General features: G+C 65.5%; 15 protein-coding genes and 1 tRNA gene. 5 read left to right on the top strand and 11 right to left on the bottom strand.

Annotation, left to right across the window (positions count from 1 at the left end; translation table 11 throughout):
• Nucleotides 1-38 precede the first annotated feature (38 nt).
• The 6 genes from DL240_RS12350 to DL240_RS12325 all read right to left on the bottom strand — a co-directional run bounded on the left by DL240_RS12350 (nucleotide 39) and on the right by DL240_RS12325 (nucleotide 6,538).
• Entirely contained in the window at nucleotides 39-581 is a 543-nt protein-coding gene (locus DL240_RS12350; RefSeq protein WP_111730208.1) for a hypothetical protein, read from the bottom strand.
• 85 nt (nucleotides 582-666) lie between these two features.
• Nucleotides 667-2,913, bottom strand: a complete 2,247-nt coding sequence (locus DL240_RS12345) for a hypothetical protein (RefSeq protein ID WP_111730207.1) — start codon at nucleotides 2,911-2,913, stop codon at nucleotides 667-669.
• A gap of 7 nt (nucleotides 2,914-2,920) precedes the next feature.
• Nucleotides 2,921-3,580, bottom strand: coding sequence for a DUF192 domain-containing protein (locus tag DL240_RS12340; RefSeq protein ID WP_111730206.1), 660 nt, complete (start codon nucleotides 3,578-3,580; stop codon nucleotides 2,921-2,923).
• A 1-nt stretch (nucleotide 3,581) separates the two neighbouring features.
• Nucleotides 3,582-5,888, bottom strand: a complete 2,307-nt coding sequence (locus DL240_RS12335; RefSeq protein WP_111730205.1) for a HEAT repeat domain-containing protein — start codon at nucleotides 5,886-5,888, stop codon at nucleotides 3,582-3,584.
• A 259-nt stretch (nucleotides 5,889-6,147) separates the two neighbouring features.
• Nucleotides 6,148-6,366: a hypothetical protein gene (locus tag DL240_RS12330; protein ID WP_111730204.1), complete on the bottom strand. Its 219-nt coding sequence runs from the start codon at nucleotides 6,364-6,366 to the stop codon at nucleotides 6,148-6,150.
• 101 nt (nucleotides 6,367-6,467) lie between these two features.
• Nucleotides 6,468-6,538: transfer RNA gene (locus tag DL240_RS12325), tRNA-Gln, on the bottom strand.
• A 199-nt stretch (nucleotides 6,539-6,737) separates the two neighbouring features.
• Between DL240_RS12325 and DL240_RS19995 the strand changes: the two genes are divergently transcribed.
• Both DL240_RS19995 and DL240_RS12315 read left to right on the top strand, forming a co-directional pair.
• Nucleotides 6,738-6,944, top strand: a complete 207-nt coding sequence (locus DL240_RS19995) for an HP1242/YdcH family protein (protein ID WP_158542528.1) — start codon at nucleotides 6,738-6,740, stop codon at nucleotides 6,942-6,944.
• Nucleotides 6,945-7,077: 133 nt separating this feature from the next.
• On the top strand, nucleotides 7,078-10,206 hold the full coding sequence (locus DL240_RS12315; protein ID WP_111730202.1) for a transglycosylase SLT domain-containing protein: 3,129 nt from the start codon (nucleotides 7,078-7,080) through the stop codon (nucleotides 10,204-10,206).
• Between the two features lie 45 nt (nucleotides 10,207-10,251).
• Here the strand turns inward: DL240_RS12315 and DL240_RS12310 are convergent, their stop codons facing one another.
• Together DL240_RS12310 and DL240_RS12305 are read right to left on the bottom strand one after the other, a co-directional pair.
• A complete protein-coding gene (locus DL240_RS12310) occupies nucleotides 10,252-10,704 on the bottom strand; it encodes an RrF2 family transcriptional regulator (RefSeq protein ID WP_158542527.1) in 453 nt (150 codons plus the stop codon).
• 55 nt (nucleotides 10,705-10,759) lie between these two features.
• Complete coding sequence (locus DL240_RS12305) at nucleotides 10,760-11,986, bottom strand: DUF368 domain-containing protein (protein ID WP_111730200.1); 1,227 nt, start codon at nucleotides 11,984-11,986, stop codon at nucleotides 10,760-10,762.
• A gap of 78 nt (nucleotides 11,987-12,064) precedes the next feature.
• On the opposite strand from DL240_RS12305, the gene DL240_RS12300 reads away from it, so the two are divergent.
• Complete coding sequence (locus DL240_RS12300) at nucleotides 12,065-12,751, top strand: hypothetical protein (RefSeq protein WP_146618271.1); 687 nt, start codon at nucleotides 12,065-12,067, stop codon at nucleotides 12,749-12,751.
• Nucleotides 12,752-12,842: 91 nt separating this feature from the next.
• Here the strand turns inward: DL240_RS12300 and DL240_RS12295 are convergent, their stop codons facing one another.
• Complete coding sequence (locus tag DL240_RS12295; protein ID WP_111730198.1) at nucleotides 12,843-14,816, bottom strand: GYF domain-containing protein; 1,974 nt, start codon at nucleotides 14,814-14,816, stop codon at nucleotides 12,843-12,845.
• 408 nt (nucleotides 14,817-15,224) lie between these two features.
• Here DL240_RS12295 and DL240_RS12290 point away from each other — a divergent pair, with 408 nt between their 5' ends.
• Nucleotides 15,225-15,767: a hypothetical protein gene (locus DL240_RS12290; RefSeq protein ID WP_111730197.1), complete on the top strand. Its 543-nt coding sequence runs from the start codon at nucleotides 15,225-15,227 to the stop codon at nucleotides 15,765-15,767.
• 3 nt (nucleotides 15,768-15,770) lie between these two features.
• On the opposite strand, the gene xseB is transcribed toward DL240_RS12290, so the two are convergent.
• Together xseB and xseA are read right to left on the bottom strand one after the other, a co-directional pair.
• Nucleotides 15,771-16,001 (bottom strand): exodeoxyribonuclease VII small subunit, encoded by a 231-nt coding sequence (xseB, locus tag DL240_RS12285; protein WP_158542526.1) that lies wholly within the window; start codon nucleotides 15,999-16,001, stop codon nucleotides 15,771-15,773.
• On the bottom strand, nucleotides 16,001-17,794 hold the full coding sequence (xseA, locus tag DL240_RS12280) for an exodeoxyribonuclease VII large subunit (RefSeq protein ID WP_158542525.1): 1,794 nt from the start codon (nucleotides 17,792-17,794) through the stop codon (nucleotides 16,001-16,003). Before xseA ends, xseB begins: the two co-directional genes overlap by 1 nt.
• A 202-nt stretch (nucleotides 17,795-17,996) precedes the next feature.
• Between xseA and DL240_RS12275 the strand changes: the two genes are divergently transcribed.
• Nucleotides 17,997-19,811 (top strand): S49 family peptidase, encoded by a 1,815-nt coding sequence (locus tag DL240_RS12275; protein WP_111730194.1) that lies wholly within the window; start codon nucleotides 17,997-17,999, stop codon nucleotides 19,809-19,811.
• Nucleotides 19,812-19,848 lie beyond the last annotated feature (37 nt).

The raw sequence follows: 19,848 nt of genomic DNA, 5'->3' as shown, positions 1-19,848 counted from the left end.
GTGATCCCCGAGAAGGCCATCTCCGGCATAAGAGGAGCTTAGAGGCCACCAACGATACGCCAGCGGTCCCCCTCAAGCGCCAGATTCATACGGTTCACGTCGACGCCGGCGTCCCAGGCGTCTTGCCCACCCAGAGCGTACTGGTAGGCGAAGTCGTACTCGTAATCGATCTGGGCGCGCGGACCCTCGATGTTCAGCCCCTTAACCACAATCGCCATCTGGATGCGATCCGCGTGTTGCGCGGTCAGCTCCAGAATCGAGACCAGCTCCTCCCGACCGTAGTCGTCGGTGGTGGTCTCGGTGGTGCCGGCGTTGTCGTAGTAATCGTCGCTGATGAGCTGATTGAGCGTCCCGTAATCCTTGTCGACGAGCGCCTGGCGGTAGCGATAGAGCACGTCCAGGGCCTGACGAGCCTCGGTGGTGTCGAGGATCTGCGACTCGGGATCGATCTTAAAGTCGGCGTCATCGGCGTAGAGCGAGTCGGGCGTAATGTAGTGCGTGGCGCAACCGAAACTGAGCGAGATCGCCGCCAGCGTCACCAGCATTTTCAGGGCGTTGGCGAATCCTCGAGACATCAACATGCAGGGCTCCTGCTCATGGCAAAGGGAGAGATTCTCCCGGGAGGTCATCAGGGGTGTAGGGGACACGCGCCCCGCAGCGCGGGGTCTAACGGTAGGTCTTTGCGCCGGTATTCCGGCGCCATTGCAGCCGGTCCAGCCAGCGGGTGGCTTCTTGAGCATAACGGGTGATCGACGACTGACTCAGTTCCTCAAAGACTTCTAAGGCATCTTCATCGCGATCCACAAAGTAGTATACCTGACCTAGCATCAGGTCGGCTTCAGCGTCCAGAACCTCGGCGCCAAGTTGCCCGCGAGCCCGCTCCAACCAGGGAAGCGCATCGCGCCATTGCCGGCTCTGCCAGAGGCGGCGGCCCACCAGGTAGGCCGCCCCCGGGTCATCGGGCTCCTCGTGCGCCCAGTGTGCCACCTGATAGAGGCCCATGGCACTGGAGTTGGAACCCACCAGGTATCGCCGCGCCGGGTCATGGGCGCGCTCAGCGTAGTGCGCCCGCAGGCGAAGAGAGCGCTCCAAATCAATGGGGACCCCGGCATCCAGGCACCCAACGTAGGTTCGGGCGGCGTCTTCGGCCTGACCGCTCTGCCAGAGCAGGTCTCCCCGGAGCGCTTCGAGTTCAGCCCGCTCCACAAGACTTATGGGAGCGTTTAGACGCTCATCCAGCAGCGCCAGCCCCTCGTCATAGCGGCCCATCTGCCCCAGCGCCCGGGCGTATTCGGCCACCGCCGTAACCAACCCCGGGCTCGCCGCCAGCACCCGATCCAGGTGCACCAGCGCCTCGGCCGGCAGCCCCTCCCGGGCGGCCAGCGTGGCCAGCCGGCGCCATTCGGCCATCGTACGCGCGCAGACCTTTCCAAAAATACTCGGACGATCGTAGAGGTAGCGGGCCACCTCCCGTTGACGAGCGTCGAGCTCGATCGCGTCGATAAAGTGCTCCCATTCACTCACCAGCTCGACCACCGACTTGCCGTAGGCGCCCGAAAAGTCGCCGTGGCTGTAGGCCTCTTTAAAGGCCTCGATGCCGTAGGTGTCGATCAGGTAGCGCACAAATGAGCCCATCAGGGTGTATGCCCGGCCGGAGGCCTGCGTCCAGAACCCGGAGGCGCCGAGCAACGCCCGCAGGTCAGGGGCGATCGCCAGCTCTCGCATCGCGCGGCTGGCCTGATGGGCGCTGAGGTCGCGCGCGGGCCACTCCGCGGCGAACGCGGCGCCCTCCACCAGCCCCATATTGACGCCGACGCCCCGTTGCATGCTCAGACGCAGCGGCCCACTGCCGAAGGGTTCGGTAAAAATATGCGCCAGCTCGTGCGCGATCATCCGATCGCCGGTGCCGCGCCAGAGAATATGCATCTCATGGAGCCACAGCTTGGCAACCATCGTGTTGCGGCCCCCCATAAGCGCGCCTTTGGAGTCCCGGTCGGCGTACACAAAGCTGCGCACCTTCCGCCCGGTAAACTCCACCGGATCGGTACCAAAGAACTGACGCAGCTCGTCGTAGCGATACTCATGATCTTCGGCGAGTTGCGCGGCGGCCTGCTCCCAGACCCGGGTTTTGGGGTAGAAGATCAGGAAGTGCTCCGTCTCGATCAGGCCGCCGAGTTCGCGGGCGATATGCGTGCGATCGATACCGATGCCGAAATCCTGACGGTAAGCGAATCCGACCGTGAAGACGACCATCGCCACCAGCGCCAGCGCCACGGTCCAACCGGCGCGCAGCCCTCGTTGCCAACGCTGGCGCGCGTCCAGCGCGGCCACGACGGCCACCAGAGCGATCGCGTGAAGGATCCGATACGAAATCAAACTCAGGGGAACTGCCAGCGCTTCGTCATAGATCGAGCCCCCGAAGTAACCGAGAAACCACTGATGTCCCACAATCGGCGGCTCAGTGGCCAGGTGGTAGGCCAGCGCGGCCCCGTCGGCCAGGGGGAGCCCAAACGCCACCCACCAGGTCAGACGCCGGCGCCCCAGCCAGGTCACCGCCACCCAGGCGCTGGCCGTGCCCATCAGCACGGCCATCCCGGCAATCAATCCCCAGAAACTATACCCTGCAGCCCAATCGCAATTGGGTACGCGCAGCCCGTTTAAGGTCAGTAACCCCAGGGGCACCACCAGCAGCCCGAGATTGCGCAGCGCAAAGCGGCCAAAATCGACCGCCCGGCCCGCCAACGCATCCTGGCGTAGCGCATCCGCGACGGTCAGCCCGGTCGCCAGCAGTCCACCGATCACCCCGAAGAGCGCGGCAGATTCATAGCCCACCAGATTGAAGAGGGGCACAAAACACGCCACCGCGGCGACCACCACGCAGAAGGTGGCCGCCAGCAGGTAGCGCCGCGTCAACCTCAGCTCAGCGACGCGGTGTGTGATACGATTCCATCTGCTCAAAGCGCACCCAGGTGCCTTCTCCGATACCGAGTTCGGCGCTGAGCCCGCCGTTGATCTCAAAGACGTATCTCGCCGCGGCATCCACTTGCCGTGGGGTCAACGTCTGCGGCTCGGCGTTCTCGACCACCCCGACCACCCGGCCCGAATCGTTAATAAAGATCATATCGAGCGGAATCAGCGTGTTCTTCATCCAGAACGAGAGCGTACGCTCGGTGGGGTAGATAAAGAGCATCCCCCAGTCATCGAGCATATGCGGGCGATACATCAGCCCCCGGGATTGCTCCGCGGCGGTGAGCGCCAGCTCGGTATAAAATTGCGCCCGCGGGGCTTCGCCAGACTCAGCCTCGTCCCTGGAGTCGAAGAAGCTGAGCACCGGCGTGTCCTCGTCACGCGCCCCGTTCATCGCCGGTGGCACCTGACACCCGCCGTCCAGGCAGCGGTAGAACCCCTCGCACTCCCCATCGACCACACAACGCTCCGCAGCGCCGGAGTTCTGTGGCGCCCCGGCCGCCGGGGGCTGATCGTCGGTTTCTGAAGCGTGCTCGCAGCTAAACGCCAGGGAGGCCATCGCCAGGAGCATTAAGACGAGCAACGCCGGGCGCGGCCGGAGCGCATAGACCATCTCAGATCTCCTGGAGCGTGGTGCGGATCAGTTCTTTGAGCTGGGGATCTTCCTCGGCCTCCAGCCGCGCCTGAAGTCGCGTTTTAGGCGTATTTCCGGGCAACTTTGCCATGGCAAGGATGGCCTCGCGACGCACCTGAGAGGAGCCGTCGCGCAGCGCCGTCTCCACCAGGGGCTGGGCGCTGGCGTGACCGGTATCACCCAGCGCTCGCACCGCGGTGGCCCGCAGCTCCGGGTCCTCCGCGCTGACCTGCAGCGCGATGTTGGTCACTGCGATTCCCAATTCAAAGCGCCCCAGCTGAGTCAGTGCGGTCAGCTTGACCTCGCGAGCCGGATCGTTAACCGCGCCGCCCAGCAAGCCCACATGCTGACGAACCGTCTCAGTGTCGCTCCCCTGCGCAAAGGACGTCAGCGCGCGCAGCGCGGCGGCGCGCACCGCCGCCGACTCGTGCGAGGCCATCGGGCGGATACGCTCAATCGCCCGGGGATCTTCCCGCATCCCAAAGGCATCGACAGCGGCGGCCACTACCTGCGGGTCGCTGTCATCGAGGTAACCCATCAGCGTATCGATCTGCTGGGTTGCCGGGGCCTGCCCCAGCGCCAGCGCCACGCTGCGACGCACCTGCGGGGAGCGATCGCCGGACATCTCGCTGAGACGCTGCAGTGCGCGCTCACCACCGACGGCGCCAAGCGCGCGGGCGGCGGCCCCTCGGATGGCGTTGTCCCGATGCTTCGAGCCCTCCTCCAGACGCGCGAGCACCTCCGACGAGGGCGCGCCGCCCTGGCGAGTCGCCCGTTCGCCGAGCGCCTCGTAGGCCACGCGCTGAACCTTGACATCGCGCACCTGGGTCTGTTCCAGCACCACCTCCGGCGACTGGTTGACCATGATGGCGTAGGCCGCCTGTGCCAGGCGCTCCTGCTCCGCGCCGGAGGCATCTTCGGCCCGCGCGCTCAGCACCGCCACGCTGGCCACATCGTTCTGCAGCACCAGCGCCTCGGTGGCGGCGCTGCGGCGGCGCGCCAGCGCATCGCCCAGATACCCCTCCAGCGCTTCACGCCCCTGATCGGTGCCCAGACGGGCAACCTCGTTGAGGGCCTGATTGATATGCCCTTCACTGCGATGCTCGGCGATGTAACGAAGCCCCGCCAGGCGCACCGCCGCAGGCTTAGCGGACGCCGAGAGATCATCGGCCAACTTCAGGCGCACCGCCGCAGCTACCGCCTCATCGGTCAGCGCCGCCACCCGGACCGGATGCCCGGAAAGTTTCTCGAGCGAATCGGCGGCTTTCATCGCCAGCGCTTCGGTCTCCGAACGCAGCGCCTGGGCCAGCGCATCAAGCACGCGCTCATCTCCCGGCCGATCCCCGAGCGCCTCGGCCGCCGCGAGCTTCTCCTCGGCCTGACCGCGACGCAGCAAAAAGAACTGCTCCTGAACGTTGAAACGGGCCTGGTTCGACTTGCCCAAAAACTCGGCCATCGCCCGCGCCAGCGACGCGCTCCTCTCGTCGGCCATCGCCTCGGCCACCGCCGTGAGCACCGGCTCCTGCCCCGAGACGCCATCGAGAATTCCGAGCGTGGCCTGGCGCACATCACGGCTTTCATGGCCGAGCAGCGGCAACACCTGATCCAGACGAAGATCGCCCACCGAGGGCAGCATCTTCACCGTGGAAAACACCGTAAAGGGCTGACTGGCCCCCAGGTAGGCGTAGAGTTCATCGAGCAGCTCACTGCGGTTGGCGCGCCATTGCTCTTGCACCTGCTCCATCGGCACGAGTTCACCATCGGGCATGATCACCTGCCCGCTGCTCAGACGCCCGGGCGGCAGGACCTTCCACAACGGCACATTGAGCGTGTACGCGGCAAAAGGCACATCCGCGCGAGTCAGCGGACGATCCGCGTAGCCCGGGAAACTCACCGCGGGCACCCCGAACTCAGTCAGCGTGTACACCACCTCGGCGATGATCACGATGGCGTAGTCCGCCTTATTACTGTCGATATGGACCTGCACCTGGGCCCGGTCCGGCACCTGCCCGGAGACCTCCGCGTAGGAATTTCCGTAGGTGGGGCGCTTGGCCCGACGCAGCGCCTCAAAGGCCTGCTCGATCGTCTTGCGGGTCACCTCACCGGAGAGCGAACCTTCGGCACGCGGGACCAGGACGTAGTCTCGCTGATCGGCCAGGCGCACCTCCTCATAGGAGTAACGTACGTTGCCGCCCTCGGCCCAGGCTGCGGGCATGCCCAGCACGCCTCCGGCCGACATGACAAGCCCTGCCACCAGGACACCAATCCCTTTTTTCGCTCTTTTCATCCAGCCTTCTCCTGCACTCGTTCACCAGCACGCTCCGCCTTACCTTCCTAGGGTCTTCTTACCAGGGGCGCGTGTCCTACCTCAGGTATGGAGCCCGCCACCATGACCTATAAGACGAGGCTTCTTCAAGATCATTCCAAAACCAGCCTGTCCGCTCGCCGCTCCATCCCCCGGACGAGCCCACAAAAAAAGCCCGCACAGTGGCGGGCTTTTTCGAATTGACATCGCCTTTTCGGCGGACATCTATTCAAGATCGCGTTCAGGCGCTCTTGTCGAGCAGGCTGCCCACGTGCTGGCCGTGCTTCGACACCAGCGCCAGGCAGGAGTTGCTCGTGCAGGCCCAGAGCATTCCGGTGGGCCCATCGGTAAAGCGCATCACGCGCGTGATTTGCATGTCGGTTTCACACACCGGGCACTGGCGGCCGTTGGCCTTACCCTTCTTCTTGCTCGCGATTTTTGCGGGGCGCTTGCTAGCCATGTCGATTCCCTGCTCTGTTAAGCCGTTTCGAGCGCGCTGCGCTGAACTCGGCGTCTTAAATGGTTAAAAGTGGCGTCATCATTTTCTGGTCAATGACGTCATTCGGGGACTAGGATTCGAACCTAGATTCACGGGACCAGAACCCGTTGTCCTGCCATTAGACGATCCCCGATCACCGCAGGATGACTCACGTGGAGTTCCCAACCGGGACGCGGATAGCTATCCGATGGTCAGCCAGGTGTCAACCGCTTTTGCACCTTGAGGACGTCAAGGGAACGCGAACCACGGTTGAATATTCCGGCGAGCGCCCCCACACTCATAGTCACGATCGGCCTCCCCGGCCCACCATCCCCCCTCATGGCGAGGAGTTTATGCAGCAGCGCAGGTCCGCACCGCCCCCCACCTCCATGACGATCGACGAGCTGCGAGCGCAGCATCAGGCCCTGGAAGAACGCCTCCAGGAACTCGAAGCCCTGCGCTCTCTCTCGCCAGAAGAGCAGTTTGAGACGCGCGTGATTAAGAAGCGCAAACTCTCGATCAAGGACGCCCTCCGTGTGATGGGCGCCGGCGAGGCCTAAAAACTCGCCAGCGTCCCCGGATGAGGTTAGCTTCGCCAGGCACGGAATTGATACGAGCCTGACTCAGGTTGAGACTCTGCCGGGGGCGTCCCCCGATTCCCGAACATCCCATCTGGCACCCAGGGTACCACCGATGACTCGACGACCCCCTGCCTCTCGTCTGGCGGCGGGAGCGCTGGCGGCGACTGCGCTTGCGCTGCTCGTCTTTGGCTCCGGCTCCGCTCCGGCTCAGGACCACGAACGTGGTGACGATACGCTCGCCAGCACCGCGGGCGCACCGCAACGCAGCGCGTTGGACCGAGCGCAGGAGTTGCTCGACCACTCCACCACCCGGGCCACTCGCGCCGCCGAGATCTGCGCCGACACCGACGCCTCGCGCAATCAGGCCCGGGAGCACCTGCTCTGGCAACGCCCCGAGCAGGCCGCCACGCTTCTCGACGAGATCCTCACCACCGAGTGCGCCCATCCGGACGACCGCCATCACCGCACCCTCTTCCAGCGCGCCTACCTGGCCTACACCCGGGGAGACCACGCCGCGGCGCTCGCAGCTCTTGACGCCATCGACGATCGGACCCCGATCGATGACTACGTCGACTACCTGCGCGCCCTCAACCTCCAGGCACTGGAGCGTCACGCCGAGGCCTCCCGGGCCCTGGGCCAGGTCTTTGCTCGCAAGCAGAGCCCGCTGATCTGGCGCGCGCGCGCCCTGCAGGCCGAGACCCTGGTTGCGGCCAGCCTGCACGAGGAAGCCGCCCCGGTCCTCGACCAGATCGCCGAGACCTTCCCTGATTACCCGCGCCGCCACATCATCCTCTATCTGCAGGGACGCACCCGCGAGGCCCTTGGCGAGCACGAGGCCGCCGCCCGCGCCTACCAGCAGGCCTGGTTTGAGTTCCCCTACAAAGACGAAGGCGCGCGCTCCCAGGAGCGCCTCCATGAGTTGCAGGCGCAGGGCGTGTCCATCGCGCCCATCCCCCCCGAAGATCTCCTCAAACGCTTTCGACAGCTCCGGGTCGACAAGTTCTGGCCCCTGGCCCACCAACTCCTGAGCGAACTTCTCGAAACCCATAAAACCCCGACCGGGGACTCGGCCTTTGAGAACGAGATCCTGCTGGAGATCGCGCTCAACCGCTACTACAGCCACCACTTCGAAGACTCGCTGCCCTTCTTCGAGGAAGCCCGGCGACGCTTTGAGTCCGGTAATCAGGCGGGCTTCAGCAAGCGCACCCTGTACCGCTTCCATAGCTTCGCCCTCGCCAGGGTAGAGCGCTTTGACGAAGCCATCGAAGCCCTGGAGACCCTCTACCGCGGCGAATCCCAGCGCGACCTCCTCGAAGCCCTGGCCGGCTTCTACGAGCAGCACGGACGCTACCAGGAAGCCCTGGCCGCCTACGATCGCCTCTACAGCAACTCGCGCAAACGCGGCTGGCACTTTACCTACCTGCTCTACAAGAGTGAGCGCTTTGAGGAGGCCTACGAAAACCTCCAGCGCCTGGCCGAGCGATCCCGCGGGCAAAACCGCGCCAAGTACCTGTACTGGACCGCCCGCACCCTGGAGCGGAGCGGCAACGACGCCGAAGCCCGGCTCATCTTTGACGATATCGCCCAGGCCTACCCCACCAGTTACTACGGGCTACAGGCCCGCGGCCGCGTCCTCGACCAGGAACAGCGCACCCGCTCCTCGCAGACCACGATCGCCCAGGCCGACCGGGTACTCGAGAGCTCCGATGACCTCTTCGAAGCCTTTGACGAAGCGGCCTTCTACGGCTTTGGCGCCTCGCCACAGCCCTACGTCGATCCCCGTGCCGCCCAGCTTTCCGGCGACCTGCCGATCCACGGGCCCTACCGCCGTGATCAAAACGAGCCCTACTTCTCACAGCCCTGCGACCCGGCGGACGACGGCTGCACACCCACGCCCGAGCTTCCCCCCCGCCTCGGGCTGCGCTGGAACGTGGCCCGTCCCCTGCTCGATCCCTCCACGCTGCGCGGCGTGGCGCCCGATCGCTCCCGCGACGAGATCGACGATAGCGACCGCGACAACATCTCCGGCCTCGACGATCGCAACGCTCCCCAGGCGCGTGTCCCCGCCGGGCCCGTCAACTTCGCGCACCCGCCCAGCCGCGTGCGCTACAACGCCGAGGCCCGCATCTACTGGCAGGGCCGCTACGACTCCGATCTGGCCTTTGTGAACTACGCCCGCGGCCAGATGATTGGCCCGGCCCCGGCGACCATCGACGCCTACGACGACGATACCCACCACGGCGGCCTGGCCCGGGCGGTCGAGGAAGCCGGCGAGCTCTTCCCCAACCTGGAGCGCGCCCTGTGGCTCTGGGAGGCGGGATGGACCACCGAAGCCCGCCGCGTCATTCGTGACGTCAGCCTGGAGTTCCGGGGCCTGAGCCGCCGGGCGCGAGCCGGCTCCTCGCCAGTGGAACTGCCCTACATGCGCTGGGGTCACTACATCGACAACCGCCCTCCCCGACGCCAGGCCCAGCTCTGGGGCATGACATCCGAGGAGCTCCGCTTCCCGGTAGCCGAGAGTTCCGCGGCAAAACGCGCCCAGATCTCTCGCCAGCAGACGATCGTTGACCGGCGCCGGCGCCTGGATACCGTCCTGGTAGACGCGTTTCAGGAGGTGGGCGACTACCACCTGGTACGCCGCCACGCGCTGGGCAACACCTGGTGGCTGCGCCGCGCCCCCGAAGGCGAAGCTCGCCGCTACTGGATGATGGCCTACCCCCGGGCGTTCCCCGAGAAGGTCATTCCCCTGGCCCGCCAGCATAACGTCAACCCCTACATGATCTGGGCGTTGATGCTGGTGGAGAGCTCCTTTAACCCCGACTCCCTGAGCCGCGCCGACGCCCTGGGACTCCTCCAGGTCATTCCCCGCACCGGCCTGAAGATCGCGGAGCTCTTCGGCGACGAAGATTTCGGCCCCTACGATCTGCTGGAAGAGGACAACGCCATCGCCCACGGCATCTTCTACTTCAGCCGCCTGGTTCAGAAGTTTCACGGCCAGGAGCTCTTTGCCTTTGCCGGCTACAACGGCGGCCCCCACCGCGTGGGCGCCTGGCTGGAGATGCGTGGCCACCAGATCCCTCTCGACGAGTTCATCGAAGAGATCCCCTACGCCGAGGCGCGCGGCTACGCCAAAAAGGTCCTGCGCTTCGTCAACCTCTACCTGCGCATCTACGAAGACGGCCAACCGCTCTACGTCGGACAGAACATCCGTCAGGACTACCGCGAGATGCCCAACTTCTGAGCCCCCTGTCCGGGCCGCGCGCACCGCCGCGCGGCCCAGGCGAGCTCAAATCTGGTAATTGGGCCGAAAGTCCTCCAGGCGCAACTCCGGCACGCTATCGGCGATCGACTGGATCGAGTAGCACTCCAGCACCCGAATCGTCGCCTCGCGAATCTCGCACCACACCGGGCCGAACGCCCGCTGCCGCTCGGTAGCCTCGCCATCGGCCCGGCTGCGATCCTCATAGCCCAGGGGAGCCACCGGGCCATCTAGGTGACGAATCACGCTCAAAAGCGTGATCTCGCTGGCCGGACGCGAGAGCATGTAGCCGCCGTTGGCGCCTCGCTTGCTGCGCACAAACCCGCCCCGCTTTAAATCCGCCATGATGCCTTCGAGAAACTTCCCCGGGAGGTCCTCCTCCTCGGCGATGCTCTGAATGCTCATCGGATCACACGTGCGGGCGCCGGCCAAAGTCACCAGCGCTCGAAGTCCGTACATCGTGCGCGCGCTAATCTCCATAACACTCTCCTCAACCGGCGGAAGCCACCTGCGGCCTACCGCCGACACATCTCGCTCAGGCGCCTTTCTCAGCCTGGTGCGCACTCCCGATGCGTCCGAGCACCGTGACCAACACCGCGCCCACGATCGCCGCCCCCAGTGACGCCACCACGGTTGCATCAAACGCCGGGGGAAGGACGTTGATCACGCTGCCCTCTTCCATCCCCTGAAAGGGCCAGATCCCGCGCAAACACCCCACCATCAGCCCCACCAGCACGCCCAGCGTGGGCACCGGCCAGCGCTCCAGAAGCCAGCTGAGCACCCGGGCAAAGCTCAAGATCCCGATGGCCGCCCCGGCCATGAAGAGGCCGACATACAACCCCGCGCTCAGCGGCAGACTCCCCGAGGCCAGCCCCGTGATCACGCCCTTAAGGGCGTTGAGCACAAAGAAATAGCCTCCCAGGATCAACAGCAGATAAGAGCCGCTAATGCCCGGGAGGATCATCGCACAGATCGCGATCATCCCGACCACAAAGATGTACCAGGGCGCCGGCTGCGGGACCTGCACCGGCGTGCCCGCCGGGATCGTCAATTCCTCGTAGACCTCGCTGCGGGCTTTGATCGCGTCTTTATCCCGGGCCGCCCCGGGCTGCGGTGGCTCCAGCTCAAGCTCGGGATAGGCCGAGTCCATCGCCAGGCGAAGCGCTTCGTTCTGCGGCGCCCAGTACACCTGCTCCGCCGCCCAGGCGCTGGGCCCCTCCCGCACCACATCGCGCATCGTCTGCTCCTGAGACTCCATCTCCTTCCAGGTCAGACCGGCCTCCACCGTGGTCGAGGGATTGGTCAGTACCCAGCCCACGGCCACGCCCACCACGACCGCCACCGCGGCCACCGCGCGCATCGCCCCGGAGCGAAACTCGATCATCTTAAAGGGCACCGGCACGCTGGCCAGGATCAGCCCGAAGAAGAGCGCCCGCATCACCTCCGGGTAGCGCTCCAGCAGCCCGGGCAAAATCAGCCCGCCCACCACAATTGCGGTGGCGATCCCCGCCCCCAGCACCATCAAAAAAGGCAAATTCAGTCGCTCCAGCGCCCGAATAAGCTCGCGCCGGTCCTCATCCTTGCGCCCCCCGCTCAACCAACGCCACAACGGAGCCACCCAGGCCAGATTCAGCCCCCGGATGGTGTTGACCAACTCCGTATAGATCCCCAGGATCAACGCCAGCGTTCCTCCACTGACCCCGGGGATGATATCGGCCACGCCCATGCAGACGCCTTTGAGGTAAAGCAGCACTCGTTGCATCCCTGCCTCGTCCTTTCGCTACGCGGTCGCCCGGCGGCCGCTTCTCACGTGCGCGCTCGCGCCCGCAAAGGTTGATCGATGTCCAATGACTTCGCCCCATCCATGGAAGATGCCTATCCAGAGGTTGTCGATGACGAAGCCGGATACCTCTACCACGCATGGGAGGTGACCTCCACGGGCGAGGCAGCGCGTCATCACCGCCTGGCCCGGTGGCCCGGCCAGGGCCCGCTGCCGGCGTCCGACGCCCTCAGCGATCTGGAGCGCTGGGCGCTGGCGCGTCGCTGCCTGCAGCTCGGGCGCGTTGAGGACTTTCGGGAGCAGACCCGGCACATCCTCACTGCCCCCTGCGAGCACCCGGCGTTGAATTATATCGAAATCATGCTCCAGGCAGCCGCCCAGCTGGCGCGGGCCGGCGACCTCCCCGACGCACGGGCGATGCTCCAGGTTCCCGAGAGCATGCCCGGCCCCTGGCCCCAACCCCCGGCCCGCGCCGAGGCCTGGCTCACGCTCCTGGCCGGCCAGCCCGACGAGGCCTCCCTTCTCTACGAGCGCTACCTCGCCAGCGCCGAGACCACCGGAGACGAACTCATCGAGATCGCCGAAGACTTCGTACGGGCCGACGCCCTGACGCAGGCCCGTAACTGGCTGACACGCACCCGCGCCCACCTTGAAGCGCACGAGGACCGCCTCAACCTTGTCGACCTGGAACTCTTGCTCGCCGAGCTGGAAGCCCGCGTACGCGCGATGAAACCTGACGCGCACTGATCCCCCGGCGGCAACGTCCTCCCAACGAAAAAGAGCCCGGCGATATCGCCGGGCTCTTGTTATTGCGGGTCGGCACGTCAACGCGCTCCGATCATTGCAGCACAAAGGGCGCGCGCACCTCGATCGGCTCCCCGTTAAACGAAGGGAAGCTCCACCGATCGCGGTGGGTGTTCATGCAACGGCTAAACTCGGTGCCCTCCAGCGAATCGGGCTCCAGCTTGATCCGTCCGATGCGACCGGTATCGAGCACCTGCAGCGTCAGATGAATGCGTCGCGCTTCAATGGTGCCGCCGCGCCACATATGACGCTCGCGACACAGCCCGATGCTCTGCATAACGGTGCGGAAGCCCTGGGCGATCTCTTCAGGCGTCAGCCCCTCGGGCCCCTTGGACCTGCGCCCGGACTCGAGATCGGCGTGCGGGCGGTAGATCTCGCGGTTAGAATCGGTCTTAAGCGCCGCCATGCGCTGAAAACGGTCATCCGCACCCGCCGGGCCGGCAGTGCCGGCACCGGCCAACCCTCCGACCTCAAAACCACCGGCCGTCGCCCCCACACCCTCGCGGTTCACACCGCTCTTGGAGTCGCCCCGGCCGATCTGCGCGCCTTCGGCGGAGCCGCCCTCAAAGCGCAGGGAGTCGGTATCGATCTTCGGAAGCAGACTCGGGTTCTTCTCGGCCAGCGCAACCTGCTCGCGTCGAATCTCGTCGGTGCTCTTGCCCGCCTTACGCGCCGCCTCCTCGTGCTCAAACGCCGCTTTGCCCTCCTCCCGGCTGATGACGATGTCATCCTCCACCACAAAGAGGTTCGTCGCGCGCTTCGCGCGCTCCTTGGAGTAGGTCCGAAACTCCGGGCGTTGCCCGACGTTATCCAGGCGCATCTTCGGCGTATCGTCCACCACTTCGGTCGACTCCGAGGTCGCCACCACGTAGCCCACCGCAGCCACCAGCACCAGGAGCACTGCGGCGCCCGCCCCGAACATCACCAGACGCTTGCGGCTGTCCTGCTTCAGCGTGTTAAGCTGAATGAGCAGACTGCCGGTGATCTCCTCCATACGACTGGACGAGGCCTGCGCCGGATCGCCAAGCCGGGGCGCCGAGGGGAAGAAGGGCACCGAATCCTCGCCCCCTTCCTGCTCCGTCGGCCCGGCCGAGGCCATCGACGCCGCTGGCACACCACTGGACGCGCCGGGAGCATCAACCCCCGAAAAAAGTCCATCGTGCGTCGAAGCGCGCGCTGCCGGCCCCGAAGCACCGTTCCCGGTCTCCGAAGCGTCGACCACCGCTTCCGAGGCACCGAACCCGGGCGCTGCCTGCTCGCTGCGCTCAGCGGCGTCCAGCGTGTCGCCCAGGGCCAGATCAACCCCTCTCTCCTCGGGCTGAGGGCCCGGGGCCACGGCGTCCGCCTCCCCCTCACCATCGAGGTGCAGGCGCTCGCGCAGCTTCGAGAGACGATCCTGTCGCGATTCCTCGGCCCCCTGCCCCAGCGCCGCCTTAAAGCCGGCGACCGCCTCCTCGGTGCTCGCCAGGGGGGCCGGGGATCGATCCGCGGCGCCCTTGAGCAGCTCGGAGCGATTCAGGTCAAAGACCGTCGCTTCGTCGTCGGTCTCGCTGGCCTCGGAGGCTTCGCTGGCTTCGGCAAAACTCGGCTCCGAATCCAGCCCCTCTCCCACCGAAATGGCGCTCAGCGCCTCTTTGACGCCGATGGTCCGGGGCGAAGGCCGCGCCGCCTGAGCCTGACGCAGCGCCGGCGCGAACTCAGCCACACTCGCCAGGGGCTTCCAATCCCCAAAGGTCTCGTTCCACAGGTAGGCCGCATCGCCGACCTCTCCCGAGGCCACCTTCTGACGCAGCGCCTCTTCGTCCATCGGCCCAAAGGACTGCCCGTTGATCGCGTAATGCCAGGCGATCTTTCGGCTCACCGACCGGGGCGCCGCCTCCGGGCGGCTGGCCTCACGTACCGTGATAATGTGGCTGCATTTCTTGCAGCGCACCTTCAGAACCTTCCCTCGAACTTTTTCATCAGCGATCGAGTACTTGGTCTGGCAACTGTCGCAGTAAAACTTCATGCCGTCTGGGCCTCACTCGGACCGGATCATGGCCGGGGGGAAATTCGCGGCACTCTACCCCTTGACACGTTTTGTGACAAGCGCCTCCCGGCGGAGATTCGCCTTCGTTCGTGCCGGGTTCCCTCTCCGGAACCCCCTCTTACGCCGAGTTCACAGACGCGCGCACCACGCGAGCGCCTCGACCACATCGTGACATTCTGACACAGCCGATACCCTTTGCTCAGACTCCCCCCCACCCCGATCTGCCCCTCACTCACGCCGGTCGCCCTTTTCTTAGCCGCGCGCCATCACCCGCATCGGTCCTATCGCAACGACCAGGGTTCACAGCAAAACGAGGGTTGGTGTACTCTGAAGGGCCATACTTTCTGGCTCCTGGCCAGGTCTTTTTCCCGCTACAAGGATGATCCCATGTCGTACAAACCCTGGCGTGCCGCCGGCGCCCTGCTCCTCCTGCTTCTGATGCTCTCCCTGACCAGCTGTGGCATCGCTGCGTTCTCCTTCACCCAGGAGAGCGATGTCATTGAAATCGAAGGCCAGGGCTCATCCCTGCTGGGACTGGGCAGCCTCTTTCCGACCACCATCCCCCTCACAGTCAATCTGGCTCAGGAACTGGAAGCCCAGGACGCCACCGGCGCCAGCGCGGTCTACCTGACCGGAGTGCGTTTTGAACTCGAAGATGACAGCCAGGCTCCCGACTTCGACTTCATCGACGCGGTGACCATCAACATCGCCTCCGCCCAGAGCGGCTCGGAACTTCCGGAGGTCGACCTTGCCTGGCGCGATCCGGCCCCCGAGGGCGCCGGCAGCTTTGAGCTGGAGGTCGCCGAAGGCATCGACCTCAAACCCTACATCGAGGAGGGCATGCGCCTGAACAGTGCAGCCTCCGGCAGCGCTCCCGATGACGACGCCCGCTTCCGCGTCTTCGCGGAGTTTCGCGTGGAAGTCTTCTGAGATTCAGCTCTCCTCACCCTCATCGAGCTCTTCGATGATGGTGCGTACCTGAAACTCGGTCTGCTCGATCTTCCCGCGGCAGACCCGAATGAGCTCGGCGGCGCGGGCCACCCGCTCGCCGAGCTCATCGAGATCGACGGCGTCGCCTTCGATGGCGGCCAGAATCTGGTTGAGCTCCTCCATGGCCTGCCCGTAGCTCAGCGCCTCGATCTTCGTATTTGAATCACTACTCATCATTCCTCCGTGGGGGAATCGTCGCCGGCCCGGGCCGGGATCAGTTCTTCCTGACGCGGCTCGCTGGCCGCAGGTTCATCTTCGCGAATGGCCACAAAGCGCCCGCGCGCCAGCTCCACTTCCATGCGTTGACCGCGGGCCAGACGAGCCGGATCGCGCACAATTCCCTTTTCAGTACGCACGATGGCAAAGCCCCTGGCGAGCACCCGCGCCGGGTCCAGCAGGCGTCGCTGCTCCTCGGCCAGCTCCAGGCGCGCCTTCGCCTGGCGAAGCACCACGCGCTGGGCCCGATCCAGGCGCTCCTTCTGCGCGCGCAGCTCGTCTTCCTTACGGCGCATCCGCAGCTCGATCGCCCCCAGCGAGAGCCCGCCGGCGGCGCGCCAGAGCTCCCGACGCGCCTCCCTCGTACGCAGGTGACTCCCGCGCGCCAGCCGCTCCTCGGCGCGTCGGCCCGCCTGGCGAGCGAGCGCCAGCTGCTCGCGAATCGCGCCCCGGGCCCGCTGACGCGCGCGGGCATCACGCGCTCGGGCCCGTTCCACCTCCCGGGTCACCTCACCGGCGAGCCGGGCGCTGAGCACGCGCAGGTACTGACGCTGCGAGTCCACCTGGCGCAGCGCCTCCCGCGCGATCCGCGCATAGCGCTCTCCCATCGCACTCCAGTAGCGCTCGACCTGCGCGATCAGCAGGTCGGCCGCCGCCGTCGGGGTCTTGGTCGACTCGCTGATCAAATCGAGCAGGCACACATCGCGCTGGTGCCCTACCCCGCAGATCACCTTGATCGGCAAGCGGCACACCGCCTGACCGATGGCCTCGGTATCAAAGTACGCCAGATCGGAACGCGAGCCCCCACCGCGCACAATCGCCACCACATCGACCTGATCAGCACGACGCTCAAAGTAGCGCAGCGCCCTGAGCACCGAGGCCTCGGTACGAGCGCCCTGCACGTTGGCGTGATGCACGCATAACTCAAACCCCAGACCGCTGCGCGCGAGTTGATGGGCGAAGTCATTGTAGGCGTCGCTCTCATAGCTGGTGATCAACCCCACGCGCAGCGGGCAAAGAGGCAGCGGCCGGGCCAGGTTCAGCCCCGCCAGCCCCGCCGACTCCAGTGCCCGAAACGCGCGCTCGCGATTCATCTCCAACTCACCGGCGGTATAACGAGGATCGATCCCCTCGACCACCACCTGAAAGCGACCGTTTTGCGGGTAGAGCTCCACCTTGACCAGCAGGCGCACCGCCAGCCCGTCGCGTAGCGTCACATCGAGCGCACTCTCCTGCAGCGTCTCCTCGATCAAGCGACGGGCCCCATCAAAGAGCACCGCCTTGATACGCGCCACCTCGCTGGCCCCGGCGTAGGGACGCTCCACCAGATCAAAGAAAAAGGTGCGATAACCGCTGGCCCGGTTCTTATCGAAATCCTGCAACTCCCCCACCAGCCAGACCGGCTCAGCGAAACGCTCCCGCAACACCTGCCGGGCCTGGTGGTTGAGTTGAGCGACGCTGAGCGTGCCCTCGGGCAGCGGAGGGAGCGCCGGCTCCGGAAGCTGCTGCACCACGGCCTGATGCTGCGAGCAATAGGCCCGAAGCGCCTCACTATGCTTAAAATGGTGCGCATTTAGCCGATCGATCACAAAGGCCAGATGCTCCAGCGGCACAAGCCAGCTGCGGGTGTGCTTGTCGTACCACCGCTCCGGCAGAGTACGCACCACAGCCACCAGTTCCCGGTCGTAGGGAAAGCTGATCCGAAGCCGGGAGTGCTGCTCCTCAATGTCGATCATTCGCGCCATCATCATCCCCGCAGGCTCCAAGCCCGGTATCACGCGCGCCGTCCTGGGTTCGACGCCTTCTGGGCTTGTAACATATCTGCTCGCCATCACAACCAACGCTACGCGCCGCTCAGCCGGCTCCCCGGCCCACGCGTAAACTCGACACCCCCTGCAACAGTGTTTAGGTTGCTGCCACTTCATCATCTCCATCTCATCCGGGAGTGCCCCCATGCTGCGTGCGCCCTTTGCGCTGTTCATCAACCTTTTGAAGCTGCTGCGTTACGTCTGGAAGTGGAGTTTTTTCAAACTGGGACGCGCCCTGAGCCATAACCCACTCTGGGTACGCCTTGATATGAGTTCCCGACGCCCCTTCGGTCCGGCCCGGGGGCTGGCCACGCACTTTCAACGCCAGGAGTCCTTCCTGCGTCTGCGCGATGACGTCGACGCCCTGGCCCGCGCTACAGACGTCGACGGCATTATCCTGATTGCCGACGACTTCGGCGAAGGGGCGGCACGTACGGCTGACATGCGAGCGCTCATCGAAAGGTTGCGCCGCTCCGGAAAGCGTGTGGTCATGCACGCACACAGCCTCCACGGCAACGACTTCGATCTGGCCACCGCCTGCGACGAGGTCACCCTGACCCCGGGCGGCCGTCTCTACCTCTTTGGACGCCGCTTCGAAGAAATCTTCGCCGCGGAACTCCTGGAGAAAGTCGGGATCGTCGCTCAGTTCATCCACATCGGCCCCTTCAAGACCGCAGCTCACCGCATCATCCATCGCCAGGGTACCCTCCCACAGCGTTTGATGATGACGCAGCTCCTAAGCAGCCTGGAAGACGAGCGTATCAACCGCCAGGCCCGCACCCTGGAACTTGCTCCCGAGCTGCTGGCGGCCAGTGTCGGGCACATGCCGCTCGACGCCGAGAGTGCCCAGGCCATGGGGCTGACCGGCCCCCAGGTGCACCGCGCGCGCCAGCGTGACTATCTGGCCCTGGGCGACGACGCCGACGCATTCGTTTCCCGGCCCGACCTCGCTCGCCAGAACGACGGTCAGGAGCAGCCCGACACCACTGCCTCAGCGGCCTCCAAGCGTTCAACCCGAGGCATCGAGATTCGCGCCGCCGAAGACTATGTCCGCGCCGACCCGGGACGTTTTAAACCCCTGCCACTCTTTTCGGCCCGGCCCAGAGTCGCCATCATGGATCTCGCCGGAATGATCGTGATGTCCGGCGCGGAACTCCCCGGCAGATCGTCGGCGAGCGTCGATCCGGCCGAAGTGCTACCGGTGCTTCATCGGCTGCGCGCTGACTCCCGCGTGCGCGCCGTCGTGCTGCACATCAACTCTCCGGGGGGCAGCGCGCTGGCCAGCGAAGTTCTCTGGGAGGCCATCGAACGCCTGCGCCAGATTAAGCCCGTGGTGGCCTACTGCTCCGACGTCGCGGCCAGCGGCGGCTACTATATGGCAGTCGCCTGCGACCGGATCATATGCCAGCCCGAAACCCTGACCGGCTCCATCGGCGTGATCGCCGGAAAGCTCGCCCTTCCCGGCGTGTTCGAACATCTGGATCTTCACGTGGAACACCGTGAACGCGACCCGGTGGGACGTTTTCAAAGCGTCTCAGCGCCCCTGCCACCTCGCGCGATGGAGAACCTCCAGCACGACGCCCGGGCCTTCTATCGGATGTTCTTGCGACGCGTGGGTGAAGCCCGTCAGATTCCCCGCCGACGACTCCATCGCTACGCACGCGGCCGCGTCTACACCGGACGCGATGCCCTGGACCGTGCGCTGGTAGACGAGCTCGGAGGCTTTGAGCGCGCCTTCGCCCTGGCCTGCGAACTCGCCAAACTCTCTCCCGACAATGCCGCCCTGCACTTCGCTGGCCACAGGCGCATCAGCCTCCCGGCCCTGCTGCGCCGACAGATTCGCACCGAGCTCCCGGCGCTTTCCGCCCTGGATAGCGCCCGCGCCGCCCACGCCCTCCTCAAGAAAGAGCAGCTCCTGGCCCTGAGCACACTCCGCCTTACGAATTCACCTTCATCTTGAAACCTTCCCGCGGACCACGCATCTTAGCGGTGCAATA

It is taken from the genome of Lujinxingia litoralis (assembly GCF_003260125.1).
Lineage (GTDB): Bacteria > Myxococcota_A > Bradymonadia > Bradymonadales > Bradymonadaceae > Lujinxingia > Lujinxingia litoralis.
This window is presented reverse-complemented; position numbering and strand designations above follow the sequence as displayed.

What these genes read in the sequence shown, in the direction of transcription:
- DL240_RS12350 (WP_111730208.1), bottom strand. Translation starts at nt 581, where the DNA reads ATGTTGATGTCTCGAGGATTCGCCAACGCCCTGAAAATGCTGGTGACG.
- DL240_RS12340 (WP_111730206.1), bottom strand. Translation starts at nt 3,580, where the DNA reads ATGGTCTATGCGCTCCGGCCGCGCCCGGCGTTGCTCGTCTTAATGCTC.
- DL240_RS12335 (WP_111730205.1), bottom strand. Translation starts at nt 5,888, where the DNA reads ATGAAAAGAGCGAAAAAAGGGATTGGTGTCCTGGTGGCAGGGCTTGTC.
- DL240_RS12330 (WP_111730204.1), bottom strand. Translation starts at nt 6,366, where the DNA reads ATGGCTAGCAAGCGCCCCGCAAAAATCGCGAGCAAGAAGAAGGGTAAG.
- DL240_RS19995 (WP_158542528.1), top strand. Translation starts at nt 6,738, where the DNA reads ATGCAGCAGCGCAGGTCCGCACCGCCCCCCACCTCCATGACGATCGAC.
- DL240_RS12315 (WP_111730202.1), top strand. Translation starts at nt 7,078, where the DNA reads ATGACTCGACGACCCCCTGCCTCTCGTCTGGCGGCGGGAGCGCTGGCG.
- DL240_RS12310 (WP_158542527.1), bottom strand. Translation starts at nt 10,704, where the DNA reads ATGGAGATTAGCGCGCGCACGATGTACGGACTTCGAGCGCTGGTGACT.
- DL240_RS12305 (WP_111730200.1), bottom strand. Translation starts at nt 11,986, where the DNA reads ATGCAACGAGTGCTGCTTTACCTCAAAGGCGTCTGCATGGGCGTGGCC.
- DL240_RS12300 (WP_146618271.1), top strand. Translation starts at nt 12,065, where the DNA reads ATGTCCAATGACTTCGCCCCATCCATGGAAGATGCCTATCCAGAGGTT.
- DL240_RS12295 (WP_111730198.1), bottom strand. Translation starts at nt 14,816, where the DNA reads ATGAAGTTTTACTGCGACAGTTGCCAGACCAAGTACTCGATCGCTGAT.
- DL240_RS12290 (WP_111730197.1), top strand. Translation starts at nt 15,225, where the DNA reads ATGTCGTACAAACCCTGGCGTGCCGCCGGCGCCCTGCTCCTCCTGCTT.
- xseB (WP_158542526.1), bottom strand. Translation starts at nt 16,001, where the DNA reads ATGAGTAGTGATTCAAATACGAAGATCGAGGCGCTGAGCTACGGGCAG.
- xseA (WP_158542525.1), bottom strand. Translation starts at nt 17,794, where the DNA reads ATGATGATGGCGCGAATGATCGACATTGAGGAGCAGCACTCCCGGCTT.
- DL240_RS12275 (WP_111730194.1), top strand. Translation starts at nt 17,997, where the DNA reads ATGCTGCGTGCGCCCTTTGCGCTGTTCATCAACCTTTTGAAGCTGCTG.